This window comes from Streptomyces sp. NPDC007907 (assembly GCF_042959365.1).
Classification (GTDB): Bacteria; Actinomycetota; Actinomycetes; order Streptomycetales; family Streptomycetaceae; genus Streptomyces; species Streptomyces indiaensis.
In genome coordinates, this window is sequence record NZ_JBIBKR010000008.1 from 104,780 (window position 1) to 123,288 (window position 18,509).

Sequence of the window (18,509 nt, forward strand, 5' to 3'; positions counted from 1 at the left end):
CCGCCGGCGCCGCCCGGGGCCCGGCCCCCCGCCGCCGGCCCCGCGCCCCCCCCCCCCCCCCCCCCCCGGGGGGGGGGGGCCCGGCGCCCCCCCCCCCCCCCCCCCCCCCCCCCCCCCTCTCCATGTCGCCGGGCGTCTCAGGTCCGTACGACGCCGAACCGGATGTCGTACGCCGACCCCGGGTGCATGACGTGCAGCATCCGCTCCCCCTCGGCGGTGACCTCGTCCCGCTGCGTGCGGGTGAGGCGGTCGAAGGGCTCGATCACGAGCGCGTCCTCCTCCAGCCGCCACAGCCCCGCGAGGAAACCGTCGACGAGGAGCGTGCGGTAGGCCATGTTGCCCTTCCACGAGCGGCCCCGGTACTCGGGCGGGACGACGCGGCCGCGGTCGGCGTGCGAGAGCAGCAGGTTGTCGAACTCGGGCAGGAAACGCGGCGGTGCCGGGGTGTCCGGGTCGGGGCGGGGGGCGTCCGGGAGGTCGAAGAGTTCGACGCCGCCGTCGTCCCGGAAGGTCACGAGCCGCGGGCGGAGGCGTTCGAAGGCGTCGCGCAGCCGGGTCATACCGGCCCAGGCCTGCATGTCCTTCACCGAGGCCGGGCCGAAAGCGGCGAGATAGCGCAGGACGACCGCGTCGGGCGCGGGGGCGGGCTGCGCGGGCCGGCCGAGCCAGTGCTCGGCGGTGGTGAGTCGGACCTGCCCACTGCGCCCCCACAGCCCGCGGGGCGTCACCTGCACGAGCGGGAGGCGGCAGCGGGCGGCGACGGCCAGGGCCTGCGGATCGGCGTGGGGCCACTCCTCGAGCAGGGCCTCGCGCAGTTGCCCCATCGTACGGGGCTCGGTCTCGACGAGGTCACGGGCGAGCGCGGCGAGCCGTTCCAGGTCGACCCCGGCGAGCCCCTTGCGGAAGGTGACGAGTTCCCGGTCGCGGGCGGGTTGCACCAGCGGCCGCAGGGTGAGGCAGTCGTCCGCGGTGTGGGTGTGGATGGTGGAGCGCATCGTGACGATCCGGACGGCCTCGCGGCCGGCCATCAGCCGGGACAGGTCCTCGGGGGCGAACCCGTCGAGCCGGGCGGCGAGCGCGTAGTACGGCGGCGTGACGTTCTGCGCCTGGAGCCCGAGCAGGTGCTCGACGGCCGCCGCGGCCGAGAGCCGGGCGGGGCGCAGCAGCAACTGCCGGTCGAGGGTCGCCCGGTTCAGGGCACGCGCGCCGAGCAGGGGTGGCGTGCCGGTGACGCTCCGCTTGCTGTTCGTCATGTGAGGCACGGTAGCGGGGGTTGCGGACAGGCTCTGTCCGCGACTCCGGACGGGGGCCGCCGGAGGCTTTCCCGAGGCGTTCGTTCCCGTACGTCGCCGGTATCGCCAAGGACGCCGTGATCACGGGCCGGGGGGCTTCCGGGCGGGTTGTTAGTCCAGCCGCGCCGCCGGGTACTCAGAGGTGCGTTCCCGCACCCCGCACCACACGCTCCACCCGGGAGATCCGATGTTCCGACCTCTTCCGCAACGCGATCCCGCCGCATCCCATGAGTGACAGCACCGAAGGGGCGGCCGAGGGCAGAGGGCGTGGCGCCGACCCGGCACGATCGGCTCTGATCGTGATCGACATGATCAACACCTACGACCACGAGGACGCGGAGCTCCTCGTGCCGTCCGTCGAGCAGGTCGTGCCCGTTCTGACGGAGCTGATCGGCCGGGCCCGTGAGGCCGACGTCCCCGTGATCTACGTGAACGACAACTTCGGGCTGTGGCGCTCACACCACGGAGAGCTGCTGGACGCCGCCCTGTCCCAGCCGAACGCCCATCTGATCGAGCCGATCCGGCCCGACGACCGGTCGCTCTTCGTGATGAAGGCCCGCCATTCGGTCTTCTTCGAGACCCCCTTGTCCTATCTGCTGTGGAGCCTGGACGTCGGGCATGTGATCCTGACCGGCCAGGTCACCGAGCAGTGCGTCCTGTACTCCGCCCTGGACGCACACATCCGCCACCTGGACGTCTCGGTCCCGAAGGACGCCGTGGCCTCCATCCATCCTCATCTGGCGTCCGCGGCCCTGGAGATGATGGGGCGCAACATGGGCGCCCGGATCACCACGGCGAAGGAGACCGAGTTCACGCCCGGTGAGCACTGAGACCCGTACGGCGGTCGTCGCCCGCTCGCCCCGCGGGGTTCAGCCGCAGCGGCGGCCGGAGTTGATGCAGGCGACGGCCCGCTTCATCAGCCGGTCGGGCATCGCGTTGATGAAGTCGCCGTGGTCGGTGACCGGCTTGTGCAGCGACTCGGGGAAGCTGTCCACGGCGAAGCGGGTACTTCCGGCCAGACCGCTGTAGGTGAGGCGCTGCACGAGCTGCGGGACCGCCTTGAACCCGGCCGGGCACCTGCCCCGGGCGTCGGTGAAGGCGACGTGGCTGCGGTGGTCGGCGCTGTCGGTGTTCCGGCCGTCCCAGCAACTCTGGAAGCGCTCGGTGCGGACCACCTGGCTGCCCGCCGGACAGATCGGGTACTTGTCCTTGAGCTGGACCCGGTTCTCGAAGCCGGTGCAGGACCAGGCCGCGTTGGCGTTGGCGCCGCCGTTCGCGTTGGCCTTCGCGTCACCGGTGATGATGCGCAGGAAGCGCGGCATGGCGACCACCTTGGTGGCGGGACTGCCGACGAAGGTGAGGCTCGCGGACGTGGGGGTGAGGATCTTGCCGACGTTGCCCTCGGCTCCCCCGCCGGGCTTGCCCGCGTCCGCCCTCTCGACTCCCGCGCGGTCGCGCAGTACCGGCCAGTAGTAGGTCGACCGGTCGCCGTTGGTGCAGGTGGTGCGGGCCGCGGCGAGGGTGTCGTCGGTGGTGAAGGCGTCGACGCCGATGGCACCGACGTAGTCGTGGGTGTGGTGGGCTCCGTTGCCCACCCCCGGGGCGACGATCACGTTGTCGGAGTTGTGCCGGCCTTCCGCGTTGACACCGCAGCGGGTCTTGAAGAGGCCCTTGGAGGCGTTGCCGCCGTTGCGGGGCCGGGCCGGCACGTTGGGGGCGACCTTGGTGATGTCCACGAAGTCCGCGCGCACCGGCCCGTTGCCGGCGGCCGGCGCCGGCTTCACCCCCGGCCCGGACAAGGGTGCGGCGGAGCGGGTGGTGGCGCGCGGGGCATCGGTCGCGTTGGCCTGCATGCTGACCAACGCGAGTCCGACACCGCCCGCGGCCAGCCCTGCGAGCAGGACGAACGCGTTGCGACGCTTGCGGTTGCGCCTGTGTCCCCGGTTCATGGTGGTCCTTCCGTTCGTGTGTCAGGTGTGACCACCGTGGCTGGTGGGACGAAGGGCGGCCATCGGTTCCGGGCGCGCGTCACCGTCGCGTAAGGATTGGCCCCTCCGTGTCCGCCCCGGCCGTCAGCGGTGCTCGGGGTTGTCCGCGCCGGGGCGGCAGCCGGCGTCCCACTCCGAGCGCTGGTTGCCGTAGGCGGGGACCCCTCCGGCTCGCTTCAGCAGGGCCGCGATGTGCATCAGGTTCCAGGTCATGAAGCTCGTGTTGCGGTTGGTGAAGTCGTTCTCCGGGCCGCCCGAGTCCGGGTCGAGGTACGAGGGGCCGGGGCCTGCCGCGCCGATCCAGCCCGCGTCCGCCTGGGGCGGGATCGTGTAGCCGAGGTGCTGGAGGCTGTAGAGGACGTTCATCGCGCAGTGCTTGATGCCGTCCTCGTTGCCGGTGATGAGACACCCGCCGGCCCGGCCGTAGTAGGCGTACTGCCCCCGGTCGTTGAGCAGCGAGGAGCAGGCGTAGAGGCGCTCGATGACCTGCTTGGTGACGGAGCTGTTGTCGCCGAGCCAGATCGGCCCGGCCAGGACCAGGATGTCCGCCGCCATGACCTTCTCGTACAGGGCCGGCCAGGCGTCCGTGGCGAAGCCGTGCTCGGTCATGTCGGGGTAGACGCCGGGTGCGATGTCGTGGTCGACGGCGCGGACGAGTTCCGTGGTCACACCGGCGGCGTCCATGATCGACCGGCTCTTGTCGATCAGACCCTGGGTGTGGCTGAGCTGCGGGGACGGTTTGAGGGTGCAGTTGATGTAAAGGGCCGTCAGGTCGTCGTAGCGGTGGGCCGCTTCGGGTGCGGGGGAAGCTGTCATGGGGTCAGGTTCTCGCGCCGGGCCCGATTTGCTGCGGTTCGGCGCACCCGTGCCCGTCTTACGGAGTCATGACGTACCGCCGCGCTCCCGTGGTCCGGCGCCGATCTGCGCCTAGCGTGCCCGTATGCGCGTACTGGTCACCGGCGGTGCCGGGTTCATCGGGTCCCATGTGGTCGCCGCCCTGCGGGAGCGGGGGCACGAGGCGATCGTGTTCGACGTGCGGGAGGATCCCGCGGCCGATGTGCGGGACCCCGCCGCGGTGGGCCGCGCCCTGGCCGGTGTGGACGCGGTGTGCCACCAGGCCGCGAAGGTCGGGCTCGGCGACGGCGTCGCCGACGCGGCGGACTACGTCTCGCACAACGACCTGGGGACAGCCGTCCTGCTCGCGGCCATGGCGGAGGCGGGGGTGCGGAGCCTCGTGCTCGCCGGGTCGATGGTGGTCTACGGGGAGGGGCGGTACGTGTGCGAGCGGCACGGGGTGGTGAGGCCCGGGCCGCGGGCCGTGGCCGATCTCGACGCGGGCCGGTTCGAGCCCCTGTGCCCGGGGTGCGGGGCGGACCTGGCCCCCGGGCTGGTCCGCGAGGACGCCCCGGCCGATCCGCGGAACGTGTACGCGACGACCAAGCTCGCCCAGGAGCATCTGGCGGCCGCATGGGCCCGCTGCACCGGCGGGTCGGCGGTGTCGTTGCGCTACCACAACGTGTACGGGCCCGGCATGCCCCGGGACACCCCCTACGCCGGGGTCGCCTCCTTCTTCCGCTCGGCGCTCGCCCGGGGCGAGGCACCCCGGGTGTTCGAGGACGGACGGCAGCGCAGGGACTTCGTGCACGTACGGGACGTGGCGGCGGCCAACGCCGTGGCACTGGAGGCGCGGACCGCCGCCCCCGGCACGCTCACCGCCCACAACACCGGCAGCGGCGACCCGCACACCGTCGGCGAGATGGCCCGGGCGCTGGCCGTCGCGTACGGGGGACCCGAGCCGGTCGTCACGGGCGAGTACCGGCTCGGGGACGTACGGCACATCACCGCGGACTCGTCGCGGCTGCGGACGGAGCTGGGGTGGAAGCCCGAGGTCGGCTTCTCCGAGGGCATGACGGAGTTCGCGCGGGCCGGCATGCGCGAGGGATAGCGTGCCCCCTGCCTGCCCGCACCTGCGTCGCGCAGCCCGCGGCTCCGGGCTTGGTTCAGGACGCGGCGGCTCCGGCCTGGTTCAGGACGCGGCGGCCGGCAGCACCACCTCGAAGCGGCAGCCCCCGGGGATGTTGCGTACGCCGGTCCGGCCCTGGTGGGCCTCGACGATGCCGCGGACGATGGCGAGGCCCAGGCCGGCCCCGGCCGGGGGCGTCCGGGCGTGCGTGCCGCGCCAGCCGGTGTCGAACACGCGCGGCAGGTCCTCCTCGGGGATCCCGCCGCAGGCGTCCGTCACGGACAGGACGACGCCCTCGGGCGAACGCTCGGCGGCGATGGCGACCGTTCCGTCGGCGGGGGTCCGGCGGATGGCGTTGACGAGCAGATTGCCCAGGACGCGGCTCATCTCCTTGCCGTCCACCTCCACCGGCACCGGCTCGATCCGGCCGCCCACCAGCCGCACCCCGTACTCGCGGGCGAGGGGGTCGACACCGGCGAGGGCGTCGCCGACGAGGTCGTACAAGGAGATCCGGGTGGGTGTCAGCGCCAGGGCCCCGGCGTGGATGCGGGACAGTTCGAAGAGGTCGCCGACCATGTCGTTGAGGCGTTCGACCTCGGTGCGCATCTGCTGGAGATAGCGCTTCGGGTCGGCGGCGACACCGTCCTCCAGGGCCTCCGACATGGCGCGCAGACCGGCCAGCGGCGTGCGCAGGTCGTGCGAGATCCAGGCGACGAGTTCGCGCCGGGAGGCCTCCAGGGCGCGTTCGCGCTCCCGGGACTCGGCGAGTCGGGCGCTGGTGGCCGCCAGCTCGCGGCTCACCGCGGCGAGTTCGGCGGTGGCGGGCCCGTCGGGTGCGGCGAAGTCCCCGCCGTCGCCGAAGGAGCGTGCGGCGACCGCGAGTTCACGGCTGCGGGCGACGACCCAGCGGCCCAGCAGCAGGGCGGTGGCCAGGGAGACGACGGCCGCCATGGCGACGACGGTGGTGACGACGGTCAGGTCGTGCGCCGACAGGAACATCGCCCAGGCGACGGCGAGCGTGCCCGCGAGCATCGCGACGACGCCGACGGCCGCCACCACGGCGAGGGAGACGGTCAGCGAACGGCGGCGGATCAGACGCAGCACGCCCGCTCCGGCCAGCCCCGTCACGGCGGCACCGGCGAAGGCGTACAGGGCGATCAGGAAGGTGGCGCTCATGGTCGGTCGTCTCCTCCACCGGGTGCACTCGGTGCACTGGGTCCATCGAGTGCGCTGGGTTCACCGGGTTCACCGGATGCGCCGGGTTCACCGGATGCGCCGGGTTCACCGGATGCGCCGGGTTCGAAGCGGTAGCCCACGCCCCAGACGGTCTGGATCAGCCGTGGCCGGGCCGGGTCGTCCTCGACCTTGCCGCGCAGCCGGCGGACGTGGACCGTGACGGTCGACAGGTCGCCGAAGTCCCACCCCCAGACCTCCCGCATCAGGTCCTCGCGGCCGAACGCCCGCCCGGGGTGCCGCAGGAAGAACGAGAGCAGGTCGAACTCGCGCAGCGTGAGAGCGAGTTCGGTGCCGTTCTTGGTGGCACGGCGGGCCGCCGGTTCCACGGTCAGGCCGGCCGCCCCGAGCCGGTGCCCCGTGGTGGCGGGGCGGCTGCGGCGCAGCACCGACTCGACGCGCAGGACGAGTTCGCGGGGGCTGAAGGGCTTGGTGACGTAGTCGTCGGCGCCGACCTCCAGGCCCAGGATCCGGTCGTCCTCGTCCCCGCGCGCGGTGAGCATGATGACAGGCACGGGGCCGTGGCCGCGGATCCGCCGGCACACCTCCAGGCCGTCCATGCCGGGCAGCATCAGGTCGAGCACGACCAGGTCCGGCCGGTGCGCGGCGGCGCGAGTCAGGGCGGTCGGGCCGTCGTCGGCACGGTCGACGGCGTAACCGGCGCGGTCCAGATAGCCGGCGACGACCTCGGCGACGGTCGGGTCGTCGTCGACGACCAGGATCCTGGGCGCCCCGCCCGCGCTGCCGGGGTGCTCGTACGGTTGCTGCTGCATGCCTCCAGCCTGGCACCGCGCGATCGCGGGCGGGGCCCGAGCACCGTCGAGGGGCTCCGACGTCCGCGTTTCGTAAGGACCGATGGCCCGGTATGTCCGGTTCGCGTTCGTAGGGTGAAACCCGTGACGACGACACCTTCGGACGTCGACGTGGTGCTGCCCTGCCTGAACGAGGCCGAGGCCCTTCCCTGGGTGCTCGAACGGATTCCGCCGGGCTGGCGCGCACTCGTCGTCGACAACGGTTCCACGGACGGCTCGGCCGATGTCGCCCGCGCGTGCGGTGCGACCGTGGTGCACGAGCCGCGGCGGGGCTTCGGCGCGGCCTGCCACGCCGGGCTCACGGCCGCCACCGCCGACGTGGTGTGCTTCTGCGACTGCGACGCCTCCCTCGACCCCGGGCTCCTGGTCCCCTTCGTACGCGCGGTGCGCGAGGGTCGGGCCGACCTGGTGCTCGGGCGGCGACGTCCGCAGGGCCGGGGCGCCTGGCCCCCGCATGCCCGGGCCGGCAATCTCGCCCTGGCGCGGATGCTGCGCCGCCGCACCGGGCTGCGCCTGCGCGACCTCGGCCCGCTGCGCGCCGCCCGCCGGGAATCGCTGCTCGCGCTCGGCCTGAGCGACCGGCGCAGCGGCTATCCCCTGCAGATGGTGGTCCGCGCGGCCGACGCGGGATGGCGGATCGAGGAGCACGACGTGCCGTACCTGCCGCGTACCGGGGCCTCGAAGGTGACCGGCACATGGCGCGGCACGTGGCAGGCCGTACGGGACATGAGCCGCGTGCTGGCCGAGGCTCCGGCACACGAGGCTCCGGCACACGAAGGGGGAACCGTCCGTTGACCACGCTCCTCGTCATCGCCAAGGAGCCACGGCCGGGCCGGGTGAAGACACGGCTCACGCCGCCGTTCACCCCCCGCCAGGCGGCCGCACTGGCCGAAGCGGCCCTCGCGGACACGCTGCACGCGGTGGCCGCCACGCCCGCCACCCGGCGCGTCCTGGTGCTCGACGGCTCCCCCGGCCCGTGGCTGCCGCCCGGCTTCGACGTCGTGGCGCAGTGCGCGGGCGGTCTGGACGAGCGGCTGGCCGCGGCCTTCGCGCACTGCGCCGGACCGGCCCTGCTCGTCGGCATGGACACCCCTCAGGTGACCCCGGAACTGCTCGCCGTGGACTTCGCCGGCTGTGACGCCTGGTTCGGTCCGGCGGAGGACGGCGGTTTCTGGGCGCTGGGTCTGGCCTGTCCGGATCCCGCTCTGCTGCGGGGGGTGCCCATGTCGACGGCGGTGACGGGTGCCGTGCAGCGGGAGCGGCTGGTCGCGGCGGGCCTGCGGGTGCGGGACCTGCCGTCCCTGCGTGACGTCGACACCGCTTCCGACGCCCACGCCGTCGCCGCGCTGGCCCCACGGGGGCGCTTCGCGGCGCGACTCGCCCGGTGCACGGCGGACGGGCCGACCACCGCGGGGCCGCCGCCCGCCGCAGGGCCGCCCGCGGTCGAGCCGTCCGATGTCGGCCCGCCCCCGGGCGGGCCGTCCGGTGCCGGGCCGTCCGCCGGCCCCTCCGCCGGGCCGGTCTCACCGACGGCCGGTCCCCGATGAGCACCTCGCCCGCCACCGCCCTCGCCTGGGCCGCGGCCGACCCCTACGACGCCGCCCTGCGGGCCGGCCGCGGCCCGCTGTTCCTGCGGCGCCCGGACGGCTGGCTGCTGCCGCTGGAGGTGGAACGCTGGTGCGCCCGGGCCGATGCGGTCGACCGGGACGTGCTGGACCGGTGCGAAGGAGCGGTGCTGGACGTGGGGTGCGGGCCCGGACGGCTCGTGGCGGAACTGGCCGCCCGGGGCCGGACCGCCCTCGGGATCGATGTCAGCGGGGCGGCGGTGGAGCACACCGTCCGCCTCGGCGGGCAGGCGCTGCGGCGCTCCGTCTTCGAACCGCTGCCCGGTGAGGGCCGTTGGGACACCGTGCTGCTCATGGACGGCAACATCGGCATCGGCGGCGACCCGCACGCCCTGCTGGAGCGGGTCGCCGCCCTCCTGCGCCCCGGCGGTCTGCTGATCGCCGAGACCGCCCCCGCGGACGTCGACGAACGCGTGGACGTCCACATCACCGATGCCCACGCCACCTCCGGCGCCCCGTTCCCCTGGGCCCGGCTGGGCACCCGCGCGTTGCTGCGGCACGCGCGGGGCTGGGAGCGGGCCGGTCAGTGGACGGCCGGCGGGCGGCGTTTCGCCGCCCTGCGCAGCCGCAGCAGCCGCATCGCCAGCAGCAGCGCCGAGCCGCCGAAGAGGGCGGCGGTGATCAGCAGCCAGCGCGTGAGGAACACCTCCGGCGGCAGGCCGGTGGCGGACCGGTAGCGCGCCTCCACCATGGAGCTGATCAGCGGGAACCACACGAGCAGCAGCAGCCCGGAGAGGGCGGCCGGTACGCGCACGTACATCGCCCACTCCCGGCGGCGGATGCCGTCGAGCCCCCGAACCACCGCCCGGTCCGCCGCCGCGTACAGCGGCAGCAGGACGAGGTCGTGCAACACCGCGGCGCCCACGACCCACAGGGCCACGCCGAGCCAGTCCCCGGCGAGCAGGCGCACCCCCGCGTAGGCGGCCAGGGCGAACGAGCAGCAGAGCACCAGCAGGTGCAGGGGGCTGCCGATGACGACGCGATCTCGCATCACAGGTCTCCGAACGTCATCCGGGCCACCCACTTGGTGTTCAGCACGCCGGGCGCGGCGGGCACGATGATCCGCGCCGGGTAGCCGTGGTCGGGGGACAGCTCCTCGCCGTTGACGTACAGGGCGAGCAGGGAACGCGGGTCGGCCACCTGGTTGGCGCGCAGCGCGGCCTTGCGGAAGGCGCCGTGCCGCTGGAGGGACTCGACGAACACGTCCGGCGGGTCGTCCTCGTACCCGACGAGGGCCGCGAGGTCGCGCAGCCGTACCCCGCGCCACCACTGGTCGGGTGTGGACCAGCCCTCCACGCAGGCGATGGGCAACGCCGAGCTGTGCAAGGGGAGTCCGGCGAGCCGGGCGCGGCTGAGGCGGACCGTTCCGGTGCGCCCCGTCACGACGAGCCGCCAAGCGTCATCGGCCGTCTCCGCCGTGCCGATCCCGGCGTAGGCGGCGGTCTTGTTGATCTGGAAGCCGTTGGGGCCGGTGCCGGGTTCGCCGCCGCCGTGCGGGGCGAGGAGGGCGGTGCGCCGCAGCGGGCCGCCGAAGTTCTGCCCCACCGTCGTGGCGAACAGCAGCAGCGAGCCGCTCCCGACGAACCACAGGGCGCCTCGCCGGGAGACGGTCGGCTCGGCGGGGCGCGGGGAGACCAGGTCGTTCTTCTCCTCGCCCCGCTGCCGCAGATTGCGCAGGGCCGTGGGGGCCTTCAGCAGGACGTGGGCCACGAAGGCGGCGAAGAACACCCAGGCGCCGTAGAAGTGCAGGGGGTAGAACGAGCCGGGGAACACGTAGTCGAGCTGGACGTTGAGGACGCCGGTCACGAACTCGAACAGCCCGCCGCCGACCAGCAGGAGCAGCGAGATCCGCTCCAGGGCGTGCGCGAGCGAGCGGGCCGGCGGCAGTGCGAAGAGCCTCGGCACGACGGACCACAGCTTGGCGAGCAGGACGGGGATCAGGGTGACGCCGAGGGTGACGTGGATGCCCTGGTTCAGCCGGTACAGCCAGGGCGGGTCCGTGGGCCAGGCGAACAGGTAGAAGCCGAGGATCCCCTTGCCCGGGGTCTTGTCGTTGACCGGCGAGAGGTCCGGGTTGTAGGCGGCGTACGAGACGAGTCCCGTCAGGAACAGCACGGTTACGCCGGCCAGGAGGACCAGGCCCAGCACCGAGGTGAACCAGGGCCCTCGCAGGGGGCTGCGCCAGAAGCCGGGGGACGTGGGGAGCCGCGGATCGCGTGGGTCGTCTCGCATGAGCCGACGGTAGGCCGCGAACCCCCCGCGCACGGGTGCGCGACCCATGACGAAACGCTGACGTCGGGCCCGGTCGGCGGACCGCGGCCGGTCGCGCGGCCTAGCGTGCCGGTGTGATCCGCACCCCGCCCACCGCCCCGTCCCGGGACCTGCGCCGCGATGTGTACGCCGCCGGGGCCGCCGCGCTGCTCGTGACGGCGGCCGTCCTGGCCGGCCGGCACATCCAGGACACCCGCCGGACGCTGTTCGTCGACTGGCCGCCAGTGCTGGCGTCCTGGGTCCCGCACACCGGTCCCGGCACCCCGGCCGCCGTCCTGACCGCGGTCGCCACCGTGGCGTACGGGCCCGTCCTGGCGGCCCGTCTGCCGTGGCGTGCCCTGCTCCCGGCCGCCTGGGGCACGTCCGTGGTGTGGATCCTGTCCCTCGCCCTGGTCGACGGCTGGCACCGGGGCGTCGCCGAGAGGCTCACCACCCGCCACGAATATTTGCAGGTCATCGACCGTTTCCACGACGTGCCGGCGGCACTGCGGGGCTTCACCGGACACATCCTGCTGGACTCCCCCGACAACTGGCCGGCCCACGTCGCCGGGCACCCGCCCGCCGCCACCCTCACCTTCGTGCTGCTCGACCGGGCCGGCCTGCGGGGCGGAGGGTGGGCCGGGATGTGGTGCGTCGTCGCAGGGGCGACCGCGTGCGTCGCCGTGCTGGTCGCGCTCCGCGCGCTGGCCGACGAGGTGCTCGCCCGCCGTGCGGCGCCCTTCCTGGTCCTGGCCCCGGCCGCGGTGTGGATGGGCACCTCGGCCGACGCGTACTTCGCGGCGGTGGCGGCCTGGGCCGTGGCCCTGCTGGCGCTGGCGGTCACCCGGGGCTCCCCGGGGTGGGCGGGCGCGTCCGGGCTGCTGTTCGGCCTGACCTGCTACCTGTCGTACGGCCTGACGCTCGTCGCGCTGATCGCCGGGGCGGTCCTCGTCCTCGGCCGCCGGGGGGTCCGGCGGCGCCCGGTCGTACTGGCGTCGCTGCTCGCGGGACTGGTCGTGGTGCCCGCGGGGTTCACGCTCGCCGGCTTCGACTGGTGGGAAGCCTACCGCCTGCTGGTCACGCGCTACGGCCAGGGCGCGGGCGGCATCCGTCCCTACGGCTACTGGGTGTGGGCCAACCTGGCCTGCGCGGTGCTCGTCACGGGGCCGGCGACCGTGGCGGGGCTGCGGCGGACAACGGTCTCGCTGCTCCGGCACCGCAGCGGGCCCCGCGCCGGTGTCCGCCTCGCCTTCCTCGTGTCCGCCGCGCTGGCGGCCCTGCTGGTCGCCGACCTGTCCGGCATGAGCAAGGCGGAAACGGAACGCATCTGGCTCCCCTTCGCCCTGTGGCTCCTGCCGGCGTGCGCGCTCCTCCCCCGCCCCCGCCTGTGGCTCACCGCCCAGGGGCTGCTCGCGCTGCTCCTCAACCATCTGCTGCTCACCGGGTGGTGAACCCCCTGCCTGGAGGCGGCCGGGCGGGGGGTCTGCACCCGCGAGACGACCGGAGCGCTTCAGGCCGCCGGGTTGGTGTCGATCACCTCTTCGGCCTCTTCCTCCCGTGCCAGGAGCAGGCGGGCCGTGATCTGCTTGCCCTCGCCGAAGGGACTGACCACGACGTCCGCGCTGACCGTGTGCACCACGTGCATCCCGTGGCCGCCGAAGCGCCGCCCGTCGCGCTGCCTCACCACCGGCGGCTCGGCGGAGGTGTCCCACACGGTGATGGACAGTCCGTCCGCGGACAGGTGGATGATCATCCCGCAGGGTCCGGGTGCGTGCCGGATCGCGTTGGTGACCAGTTCACTGACGACCAACTCGGCGTCGATCGCCAGCGGGGCCGGCACGGAGAAGCGGCCGGTACGCGGTACGCGCGACAAAAACGCTTGCAGCGCCCGGCGCGCCTCGACAGCGCATGCCGCGCCTTCGGCCCAGACCGCGCCGCAGCGCAGAGTGGCCCGCTCGTCCGCGCCCGGCTCATCTTCCGCCTGCTTCATAAGCGGGATGACCATACGGGGGCTCTTTCGTTGTTGTTCGTGTTGCCAAGTGACCTTTCGGTCGTTCGTCTACCCAGGCACTCAGCGCACACACCGCCGCCGGCCCACCGCCACGTGTGCTCTGCGCCGCATGACGGCCGTCGGTTCTTCGCCACACGCGGGGCCCCGGAAAGCGGGCCCGTCGCTAGCATGGGCCGCGGCGCCCATCCCTCGCGCACGCCGGGTGCGGGGGGTGGAGAGCGAGGTCACAACGGGAGCGAGGGCAAGGTCACAGCCGTTCCCTCTGCTGCTCGTTCGTTAACGTGGCCTAACATCCGAGCATGACGGTCCTGCCTGACGACGGGCTTGAGCTGGCCGGCGAGTTCCCTGACGTGCCCCATGAGCAGTGGCAGCGCCTTGTGGCGGGTGTACTGCGCAAATCGGGCAAGGACGTCGAGGGGGCCGAGGCCGAGGAAGCCCTGTCCACCGCGCTGGAGGACGGGTTGCGCACCCGCCCTCTCTACACCGCCCACGACTCCGCGCCCGAGCCGGGCTTCCCCGGTTTCGCTCCCTTTGTGCGCGGCGGCCGCCCCGAGGGGAACACGGTCGGCGGCTGGGACGTACGGCAACGGCACACGGTGGCCGACCGTGACGCGGTGCTCGGGGACCTGGAGAACGGCGTCACCTCGCTCTGGCTGACGGTCGGGGAGGGTGGCATCGCGGTGCGGGACCTCGGCCGGGTCCTCGACGGCGTGTACCTCGATCTGGCGCCCGTCGTCCTGGACGCGGGGAGCGACACCGAGCCCGCCGCGCGGGAGTTGCTCCGGGTGTACGCGGAGCGGGGTGTGGCCCGGGACGCCGCGCGCGGCAACCTGGGCGCGGATCCGCTCGGGCACGAGGCCCGTACCGGTCAGCGGGGCGACACCGCCTCGGCGGCGGAGCTCGCGCGGCTGTGCGCCGGGGAGTACCCGGGGCTGCGTGCGCTGACCGTGGACGCGCTGCCCTGTCACGAGGCCGGCGGTTCGGCCGCCCAGGAGCTGGGCTGCTCGCTGGCCACCGGCGTGGCGTACCTGCGGGAGCTGACCGAGGCCGGTCTGGATGTCGAACAGGCCTGTGCCCAGCTGGAGTTCCGGTACGCGGCGACCGCCGACCAGTTCCTGACGATCGCGAAGCTGCGGGCCGCGCGCCGGCTGTGGGCCCGGGTGGCCGAGGCCTGCGGGGCCCCGCGCGCGGGGGCGCAGCTCCAGCACGTGGTCACCTCGCCCGTGATGATGACGCGCCGCGACCCATGGGTGAACATGCTGCGCGCCACGATCGCCACCCTGGCCGCGGGCGCGGGCGGTGCCGACGCGGTCACCGTGCTGCCCTTCGACCACGCCCTCGGCCTGCCGGACGCGTTCGCGCGCCGGATCGCCCGCAACACCTCGACCATCCTCATCGAGGAGTCGCACCTGGCCCGGGTGATCGACCCGGCGGGCGGCTCCTGGTACGTGGAGCGCCTCACGGACGAACTCGCCCACGCGGGCTGGGAGTTCTTCCAGCGGCTCGAGCGGCTCGGCGGCATGGCGGCCGCGCTGCGGTCGGGCGACCTGGAGCGGGATCTGGCCGAGACCTGGCAGGCCCGCGCCGGCAGGCTGGCCAAGCGGCGCGAACCCATCACCGGCGTGAGCGAGTTCCCGTTCCTCGCAGAGAAGCCGGTCGTCCGCGCGGACGCACCCGAGCCGCGTTCCGGCGGGCTGCCGCGCGTCCGCCGTGACGAGGCGTACGAGGCGCTGCGCGCCCGCTCGGACGCCCACCTCGCCGCGACGGGTTCCCGGCCACGGGTCTTCCTCGCCGCGCTCGGCCCGGCCGCGGCGCACACCGCCCGCCTCACCTTCGCCTCGAACCTCTTCCAGGCCGGCGGTATCGAGCCGGTCGCGGAGGGCACCTTCGAGCAGAGCGGCGCGACGGAGGCCGTGCTGTGCTCCAGCGACGCGCTGTACGCGGAGCAGGCCGAGGCGGCCGTCCAGGCGCTGAAGGCCGCCGGCGCACGGCATGTGTTCCTGGCGGGCCGCCCCGGGGAGTACCCGGGTGTCGACAGTTACGTCTTCGCGGGCTGCGACGCCGTCGCCGTGCTGTCCGCGACCCTCGACCGCATGGGAGTGTCGTGATGGGTATCCCCGACTTCTCCGGGATCGAGCTGGGCACCCCGGCCCCCGACGGCGGCACCGACGAGTGGCGTACGGCGGTCAAGAACGCCTCCGGCGGGGACGACCTGCTGTGGGAGACGCCGGAGGGCATCGCGGTCAAGCCGCTGTACACGGGCCGTGACCTGGAGGGCCTGGACTTCCTTGAGACGTACCCCGGGGCGGCGCCGTACCTGCGCGGCCCGTACCCGACGATGTACGTCAACCAGCCCTGGACGATCCGCCAGTACGCCGGATTCTCGACGGCCGAGGAGTCCAACGCCTTCTACCGGCGCAACCTCGCGGCCGGCCAGAAGGGCCTGTCGGTCGCCTTCGACCTGCCCACGCACCGGGGCTACGACAGCGACCACCCGCGGGTGACCGGCGACGTCGGCATGGCGGGCGTGGCCATCGACTCCATCTACGACATGCGGCAGCTGTTCGACGGCATCCCGCTGGACAAGATGACCGTGTCGATGACGATGAACGGTGCCGTGCTGCCGGTGCTGGCGCTGTACATCGTGGCCGCCGAGGAGCAGGGCGTACCGCCGGAGAAGCTGGCCGGAACCATTCAGAACGACATTCTGAAGGAGTTCATGGTCCGCAACACGTACATCTATCCGCCGAAGCCGTCGATGCGGATCATCTCCGACATCTTCGCGTACACCTCGCAGCGGATGCCGCGCTACAACTCCATCTCCATCTCCGGGTACCACATCCAGGAGGCGGGCGCGACGGCCGACCTGGAGCTGGCGTACACCCTCGCCGACGGGGTGGAGTACATCCGGGCGGGCCGAGAAGCGGGCCTGGACGTGGACGCGTTCGCGCCGCGGCTGTCGTTCTTCTGGGCGATCGGCATGAACTTCTTCATGGAGGTCGCCAAGCTGCGGGCAGCGCGCCTGCTGTGGGCGAAGCTGGTGAGGCAGTTCGACCCGCAGAACGCCAAGTCCCTCTCCCTGCGCACCCATTCGCAGACCTCGGGCTGGTCGCTGACCGCACAGGACGTGTTCAACAACGTGACGCGCACCTGCGTCGAGGCGATGGCCGCGACCCAGGGGCACACACAGTCGCTGCACACCAACGCCCTCGACGAGGCGCTCGCGCTGCCCACCGACTTCTCGGCGCGCATCGCCCGCAACACGCAGCTGCTGCTCCAGCAGGAGTCCGGCACCACCCGGGTGATCGACCCGTGGGGCGGCAGCGCGTACGTGGAGAAGCTGACGTACGACCTGGCGCGGCGGGCCTGGCAGCACATCGAGGAGGTCGAGGTTGCGGGCGGCATGGCCAAGGCCATCGACGCCGGCATCCCGAAGCTGCGCATCGAGGAGGCCGCGGCCCGCACGCAGGCCCGGATCGACTCGGGCCGTCAGCCCGTCATCGGCGTCAACAAGTACCGGGTGGAGTCCGACGAGCAGATCGAGGTCCTGAAGGTCGACAACTCCTCCGTGCGGGCGCAGCAGATCGAGAAGCTGCGGCGGCTGCGCGCGGAGCGCGACGAGCGGGCCTGCCAGGACGCCCTGGACGCGCTGACCCGGGCCGCCGGCGGCGAGGGCAACCTGCTGGAGCTGGCCGTGCACGCGGCCCGCGCGAAGGCCACCGTCGGGGAGATCTCCGACGCCCTGGAGAAGGTGTACGGCCGGCACGCGGGGCAGATCCGTACGATCTCCGGCGTGTACCGCAACGAAACCGGAGAGTCCCCGAGCGTGGACCGCACCCGCACCCTGGTGTCCGCCTTCGAGGAGGCCGAGGGCCGCCGCCCGCGCATCCTGGTCGCCAAGATGGGCCAGGACGGTCACGACCGCGGCCAGAAGGTGATCGCCACGGCCTTCGCCGACCTCGGCTTCGACGTGGACGTCGGCCCGCTGTTCCAGACGCCCGCCGAGGTGGCCCGGCAGGCCGTCGAGGCGGACGTGCACATCGTCGGCGTCTCGTCGCTGGCGGCCGGTCACCTCACCCTCGTCCCGGCGCTGCGCGAGGCGCTGGCGGAGGAGGGCCGCGAGGACATCATGGTCGTGGTCGGCGGCGTGATCCCGCCGCAGGACGTGCCGACGCTGCTGGAGATGGGCGCGGCCGCCGTCTTCCCGCCCGGGACGGTGATCCCGGACGCGGCGTACGACCTGGTGAAGCGGCTGTCGGACGGCCTCGGGCACGAGCTGTGATCGATGTCGACGCATATGTGAAGGGCGTGCTCGACGGGAAGCGGGCGATCATCGCCCGCGCGATCACTCTCGTCGAGTCGACCCGGCCCCAGCACCGGGCGCTGGCCCAGGAGTTGCTGACCGCGCTGCTACCTCACAGCGGCCGGGCCCGGCGGATCGGCGTCAGCGGGGTACCGGGCGTGGGCAAGTCGACGTTCATCGACGCGTTCGGCACGCTGCTGACCTCGCTCGGACACCGGGTCGCGGTGCTGGCCGTCGACCCGTCCTCCAGCCGTACGGGCGGCTCGATCCTGGGTGACAAGACCCGGATGGAGCGCCTGGCCGTGGACCCGGCGGCGTTCGTGCGCCCCTCCCCCACGGCGGGCACGCTGGGCGGCGTCGCCAAGGCCACCCGCGAGTCGATCGTGGTGATGGAGGCCGCCGGCTACGACGTGATCCTGGTGGAGACGGTCGGCGTCGGCCAGTCCGAGACGGCCGTCGCCAACATGGTCGACACGTTCCTGCTGCTCACCCTCGCCCGCACCGGCGACCAGCTCCAGGGCATCAAGAAGGGCGTGCTGGAGCTGGCCGACGTGATCGCCGTCAACAAGGCGGACGGCCCGCACGAGCGCGACGCCCGGGCCGCCGCGCGGGAACTGGCGGGCGCGCTGCGGCTGATGCACGGCAAGGACGCGTTCTGGACGCCGCCGGTGCTGCACTGCAGCGCCCGCGAGTCGACCGGTCTGGACACGCTGTGGGAGCGCCTGGAGCAGCACCGCACCCTGCTGGACTCCACCGGCCGCCTCACCGCGAAGCGCCGCGACCAGCAGGTCGACTGGACCTGGAGCATGGTCCGCGACGAGCTCCTCGGCCGTCTCCAGGCCGACCCGGCGGTACGGGCGCTGGCTCCGGTGCTGGAGCAGCGGGTCCGGGAGGGCGAGCTCACCCCGACGCTGGCCGCCGAGCGGATCCTCGCCGCGCTCGGGGGTTCCGAGGCAGCGCCTTCCTGAGCCCTGAGCGGCCGGGACGGCGTTTTCGCATACCCGGCTTGCATGACTATGCAAAGTGATACAT

Annotated in this window: 16 protein-coding genes; 9 read left to right on the forward strand and 7 right to left on the reverse strand. The window is 73.4% G+C overall.

Going from position 1 to position 18,509, the window contains the following annotated elements:
* Window positions 1-137 precede the first annotated feature (137 nt).
* The gene (locus ACFZDI_RS30040) at window positions 138-1,253 is read right to left on the reverse strand and encodes a DNA glycosylase AlkZ-like family protein (RefSeq protein WP_391254678.1); all 1,116 of its coding nucleotides are present in this window, start codon (window positions 1,251-1,253) and stop codon (window positions 138-140) included.
* Between the two features lie 266 nt (window positions 1,254-1,519).
* On the opposite strand from ACFZDI_RS30040, the gene ACFZDI_RS30045 reads away from it, so the two are divergent.
* The gene (locus ACFZDI_RS30045; RefSeq protein ID WP_391254680.1) at window positions 1,520-2,122 is read left to right on the forward strand and encodes an isochorismatase family protein; all 603 of its coding nucleotides are present in this window, start codon (window positions 1,520-1,522) and stop codon (window positions 2,120-2,122) included.
* Window positions 2,123-2,161: 39 nt separating this feature from the next.
* On the opposite strand, the gene ACFZDI_RS30050 is transcribed toward ACFZDI_RS30045, so the two are convergent.
* Together ACFZDI_RS30050 and ACFZDI_RS30055 are read right to left on the reverse strand one after the other, a co-directional pair.
* On the reverse strand, window positions 2,162-3,241 hold the full coding sequence (locus tag ACFZDI_RS30050) for a DUF1996 domain-containing protein (RefSeq protein ID WP_391254681.1): 1,080 nt from the start codon (window positions 3,239-3,241) through the stop codon (window positions 2,162-2,164).
* Between the two features lie 123 nt (window positions 3,242-3,364).
* Window positions 3,365-4,096, reverse strand: coding sequence for a flavodoxin family protein (locus ACFZDI_RS30055; RefSeq protein WP_234845727.1), 732 nt, complete (start codon window positions 4,094-4,096; stop codon window positions 3,365-3,367).
* A gap of 124 nt (window positions 4,097-4,220) precedes the next feature.
* Here ACFZDI_RS30055 and ACFZDI_RS30060 point away from each other — a divergent pair, with 124 nt between their 5' ends.
* Complete coding sequence (locus tag ACFZDI_RS30060) at window positions 4,221-5,225, forward strand: NAD(P)-dependent oxidoreductase (RefSeq protein WP_234845728.1); 1,005 nt, start codon at window positions 4,221-4,223, stop codon at window positions 5,223-5,225.
* Window positions 5,226-5,306: 81 nt separating this feature from the next.
* On the opposite strand, the gene ACFZDI_RS30065 is transcribed toward ACFZDI_RS30060, so the two are convergent.
* Together ACFZDI_RS30065 and ACFZDI_RS30070 are read right to left on the reverse strand one after the other, a co-directional pair.
* The gene (locus tag ACFZDI_RS30065; RefSeq protein WP_234845729.1) at window positions 5,307-6,419 is read right to left on the reverse strand and encodes a sensor histidine kinase KdpD; all 1,113 of its coding nucleotides are present in this window, start codon (window positions 6,417-6,419) and stop codon (window positions 5,307-5,309) included.
* Entirely contained in the window at window positions 6,416-7,249 is an 834-nt protein-coding gene (locus ACFZDI_RS30070) for a response regulator (protein ID WP_391254683.1), read from the reverse strand. Before ACFZDI_RS30070 ends, ACFZDI_RS30065 begins: the two co-directional genes overlap by 4 nt.
* Before the next feature lie 114 nt (window positions 7,250-7,363).
* Between ACFZDI_RS30070 and ACFZDI_RS30075 the strand changes: the two genes are divergently transcribed.
* Genes ACFZDI_RS30075 through ACFZDI_RS30085 form a run of 3 tightly spaced genes read left to right on the forward strand, consistent with a single transcriptional unit; the run spans window position 7,364 to window position 9,590 of the window.
* Entirely contained in the window at window positions 7,364-8,083 is a 720-nt protein-coding gene (locus ACFZDI_RS30075; protein WP_234845731.1) for a glycosyltransferase family 2 protein, read from the forward strand.
* Complete coding sequence (locus tag ACFZDI_RS30080; protein ID WP_391254686.1) at window positions 8,080-8,835, forward strand: DUF2064 domain-containing protein; 756 nt, start codon at window positions 8,080-8,082, stop codon at window positions 8,833-8,835. Before ACFZDI_RS30075 ends, ACFZDI_RS30080 begins: the two co-directional genes overlap by 4 nt.
* Window positions 8,832-9,590 carry a methyltransferase domain-containing protein gene (locus ACFZDI_RS30085; protein ID WP_391254688.1) on the forward strand — a complete coding sequence of 253 codons (759 nt, stop codon included), beginning with the start codon at window positions 8,832-8,834 and terminating at the stop codon, window positions 9,588-9,590. Before ACFZDI_RS30080 ends, ACFZDI_RS30085 begins: the two co-directional genes overlap by 4 nt.
* 313 nt (window positions 9,591-9,903) lie before the next feature.
* On the opposite strand, the gene ACFZDI_RS30090 is transcribed toward ACFZDI_RS30085, so the two are convergent.
* Window positions 9,904-11,145, reverse strand: a complete 1,242-nt coding sequence (locus ACFZDI_RS30090; protein ID WP_234845734.1) for a molybdopterin-dependent oxidoreductase — start codon at window positions 11,143-11,145, stop codon at window positions 9,904-9,906.
* A 113-nt stretch (window positions 11,146-11,258) separates the two neighbouring features.
* On the opposite strand from ACFZDI_RS30090, the gene ACFZDI_RS30095 reads away from it, so the two are divergent.
* Window positions 11,259-12,614, forward strand: coding sequence for a hypothetical protein (locus ACFZDI_RS30095; protein ID WP_234845735.1), 1,356 nt, complete (start codon window positions 11,259-11,261; stop codon window positions 12,612-12,614).
* Between the two features lie 59 nt (window positions 12,615-12,673).
* On the opposite strand, the gene ACFZDI_RS30100 is transcribed toward ACFZDI_RS30095, so the two are convergent.
* Complete coding sequence (locus ACFZDI_RS30100) at window positions 12,674-13,168, reverse strand: ATP-binding protein (protein WP_234845736.1); 495 nt, start codon at window positions 13,166-13,168, stop codon at window positions 12,674-12,676.
* A gap of 305 nt (window positions 13,169-13,473) precedes the next feature.
* On the opposite strand from ACFZDI_RS30100, the gene ACFZDI_RS30105 reads away from it, so the two are divergent.
* The 3 genes from ACFZDI_RS30105 to meaB are packed head-to-tail and all read left to right on the forward strand — an operon-like array spanning window position 13,474 to window position 18,445.
* Window positions 13,474-15,282, forward strand: coding sequence for a methylmalonyl-CoA mutase family protein (locus ACFZDI_RS30105; protein WP_234845737.1), 1,809 nt, complete (start codon window positions 13,474-13,476; stop codon window positions 15,280-15,282).
* Entirely contained in the window at window positions 15,282-17,456 is a 2,175-nt protein-coding gene (gene scpA / locus ACFZDI_RS30110) for a methylmalonyl-CoA mutase (protein ID WP_391254694.1), read from the forward strand. The genes ACFZDI_RS30105 and scpA overlap by 1 nt, the downstream gene beginning before the upstream one ends.
* Window positions 17,453-18,445 carry a methylmalonyl Co-A mutase-associated GTPase MeaB gene (gene meaB / locus ACFZDI_RS30115; protein WP_234845739.1) on the forward strand — a complete coding sequence of 331 codons (993 nt, stop codon included), beginning with the start codon at window positions 17,453-17,455 and terminating at the stop codon, window positions 18,443-18,445. Before scpA ends, meaB begins: the two co-directional genes overlap by 4 nt.
* Window positions 18,446-18,509: the final 64 nt, after the last annotated feature.

Excerpts from the sequence above, each read along its gene's own strand:
- ACFZDI_RS30040 (WP_391254678.1), bottom strand. The coding sequence starts at position 1,253 with ATGACGAACAGCAAGCGGAGCGTCACCGGCACGCCACCCCTGCTCGGC.
- ACFZDI_RS30045 (WP_391254680.1), top strand. The coding sequence starts at position 1,520 with ATGAGTGACAGCACCGAAGGGGCGGCCGAGGGCAGAGGGCGTGGCGCC.
- ACFZDI_RS30050 (WP_391254681.1), bottom strand. The coding sequence starts at position 3,241 with ATGAACCGGGGACACAGGCGCAACCGCAAGCGTCGCAACGCGTTCGTC.
- ACFZDI_RS30055 (WP_234845727.1), bottom strand. The coding sequence starts at position 4,096 with ATGACAGCTTCCCCCGCACCCGAAGCGGCCCACCGCTACGACGACCTG.
- ACFZDI_RS30060 (WP_234845728.1), top strand. The coding sequence starts at position 4,221 with ATGCGCGTACTGGTCACCGGCGGTGCCGGGTTCATCGGGTCCCATGTG.
- ACFZDI_RS30065 (WP_234845729.1), bottom strand. The coding sequence starts at position 6,419 with ATGAGCGCCACCTTCCTGATCGCCCTGTACGCCTTCGCCGGTGCCGCC.
- ACFZDI_RS30070 (WP_391254683.1), bottom strand. The coding sequence starts at position 7,249 with ATGCAGCAGCAACCGTACGAGCACCCCGGCAGCGCGGGCGGGGCGCCC.
- ACFZDI_RS30085 (WP_391254688.1), top strand. The coding sequence starts at position 8,832 with ATGAGCACCTCGCCCGCCACCGCCCTCGCCTGGGCCGCGGCCGACCCC.
- ACFZDI_RS30090 (WP_234845734.1), bottom strand. The coding sequence starts at position 11,145 with ATGCGAGACGACCCACGCGATCCGCGGCTCCCCACGTCCCCCGGCTTC.
- ACFZDI_RS30100 (WP_234845736.1), bottom strand. The coding sequence starts at position 13,168 with ATGGTCATCCCGCTTATGAAGCAGGCGGAAGATGAGCCGGGCGCGGAC.
- ACFZDI_RS30105 (WP_234845737.1), top strand. The coding sequence starts at position 13,474 with ATGACGGTCCTGCCTGACGACGGGCTTGAGCTGGCCGGCGAGTTCCCT.
- scpA (WP_391254694.1), top strand. The coding sequence starts at position 15,282 with ATGGGTATCCCCGACTTCTCCGGGATCGAGCTGGGCACCCCGGCCCCC.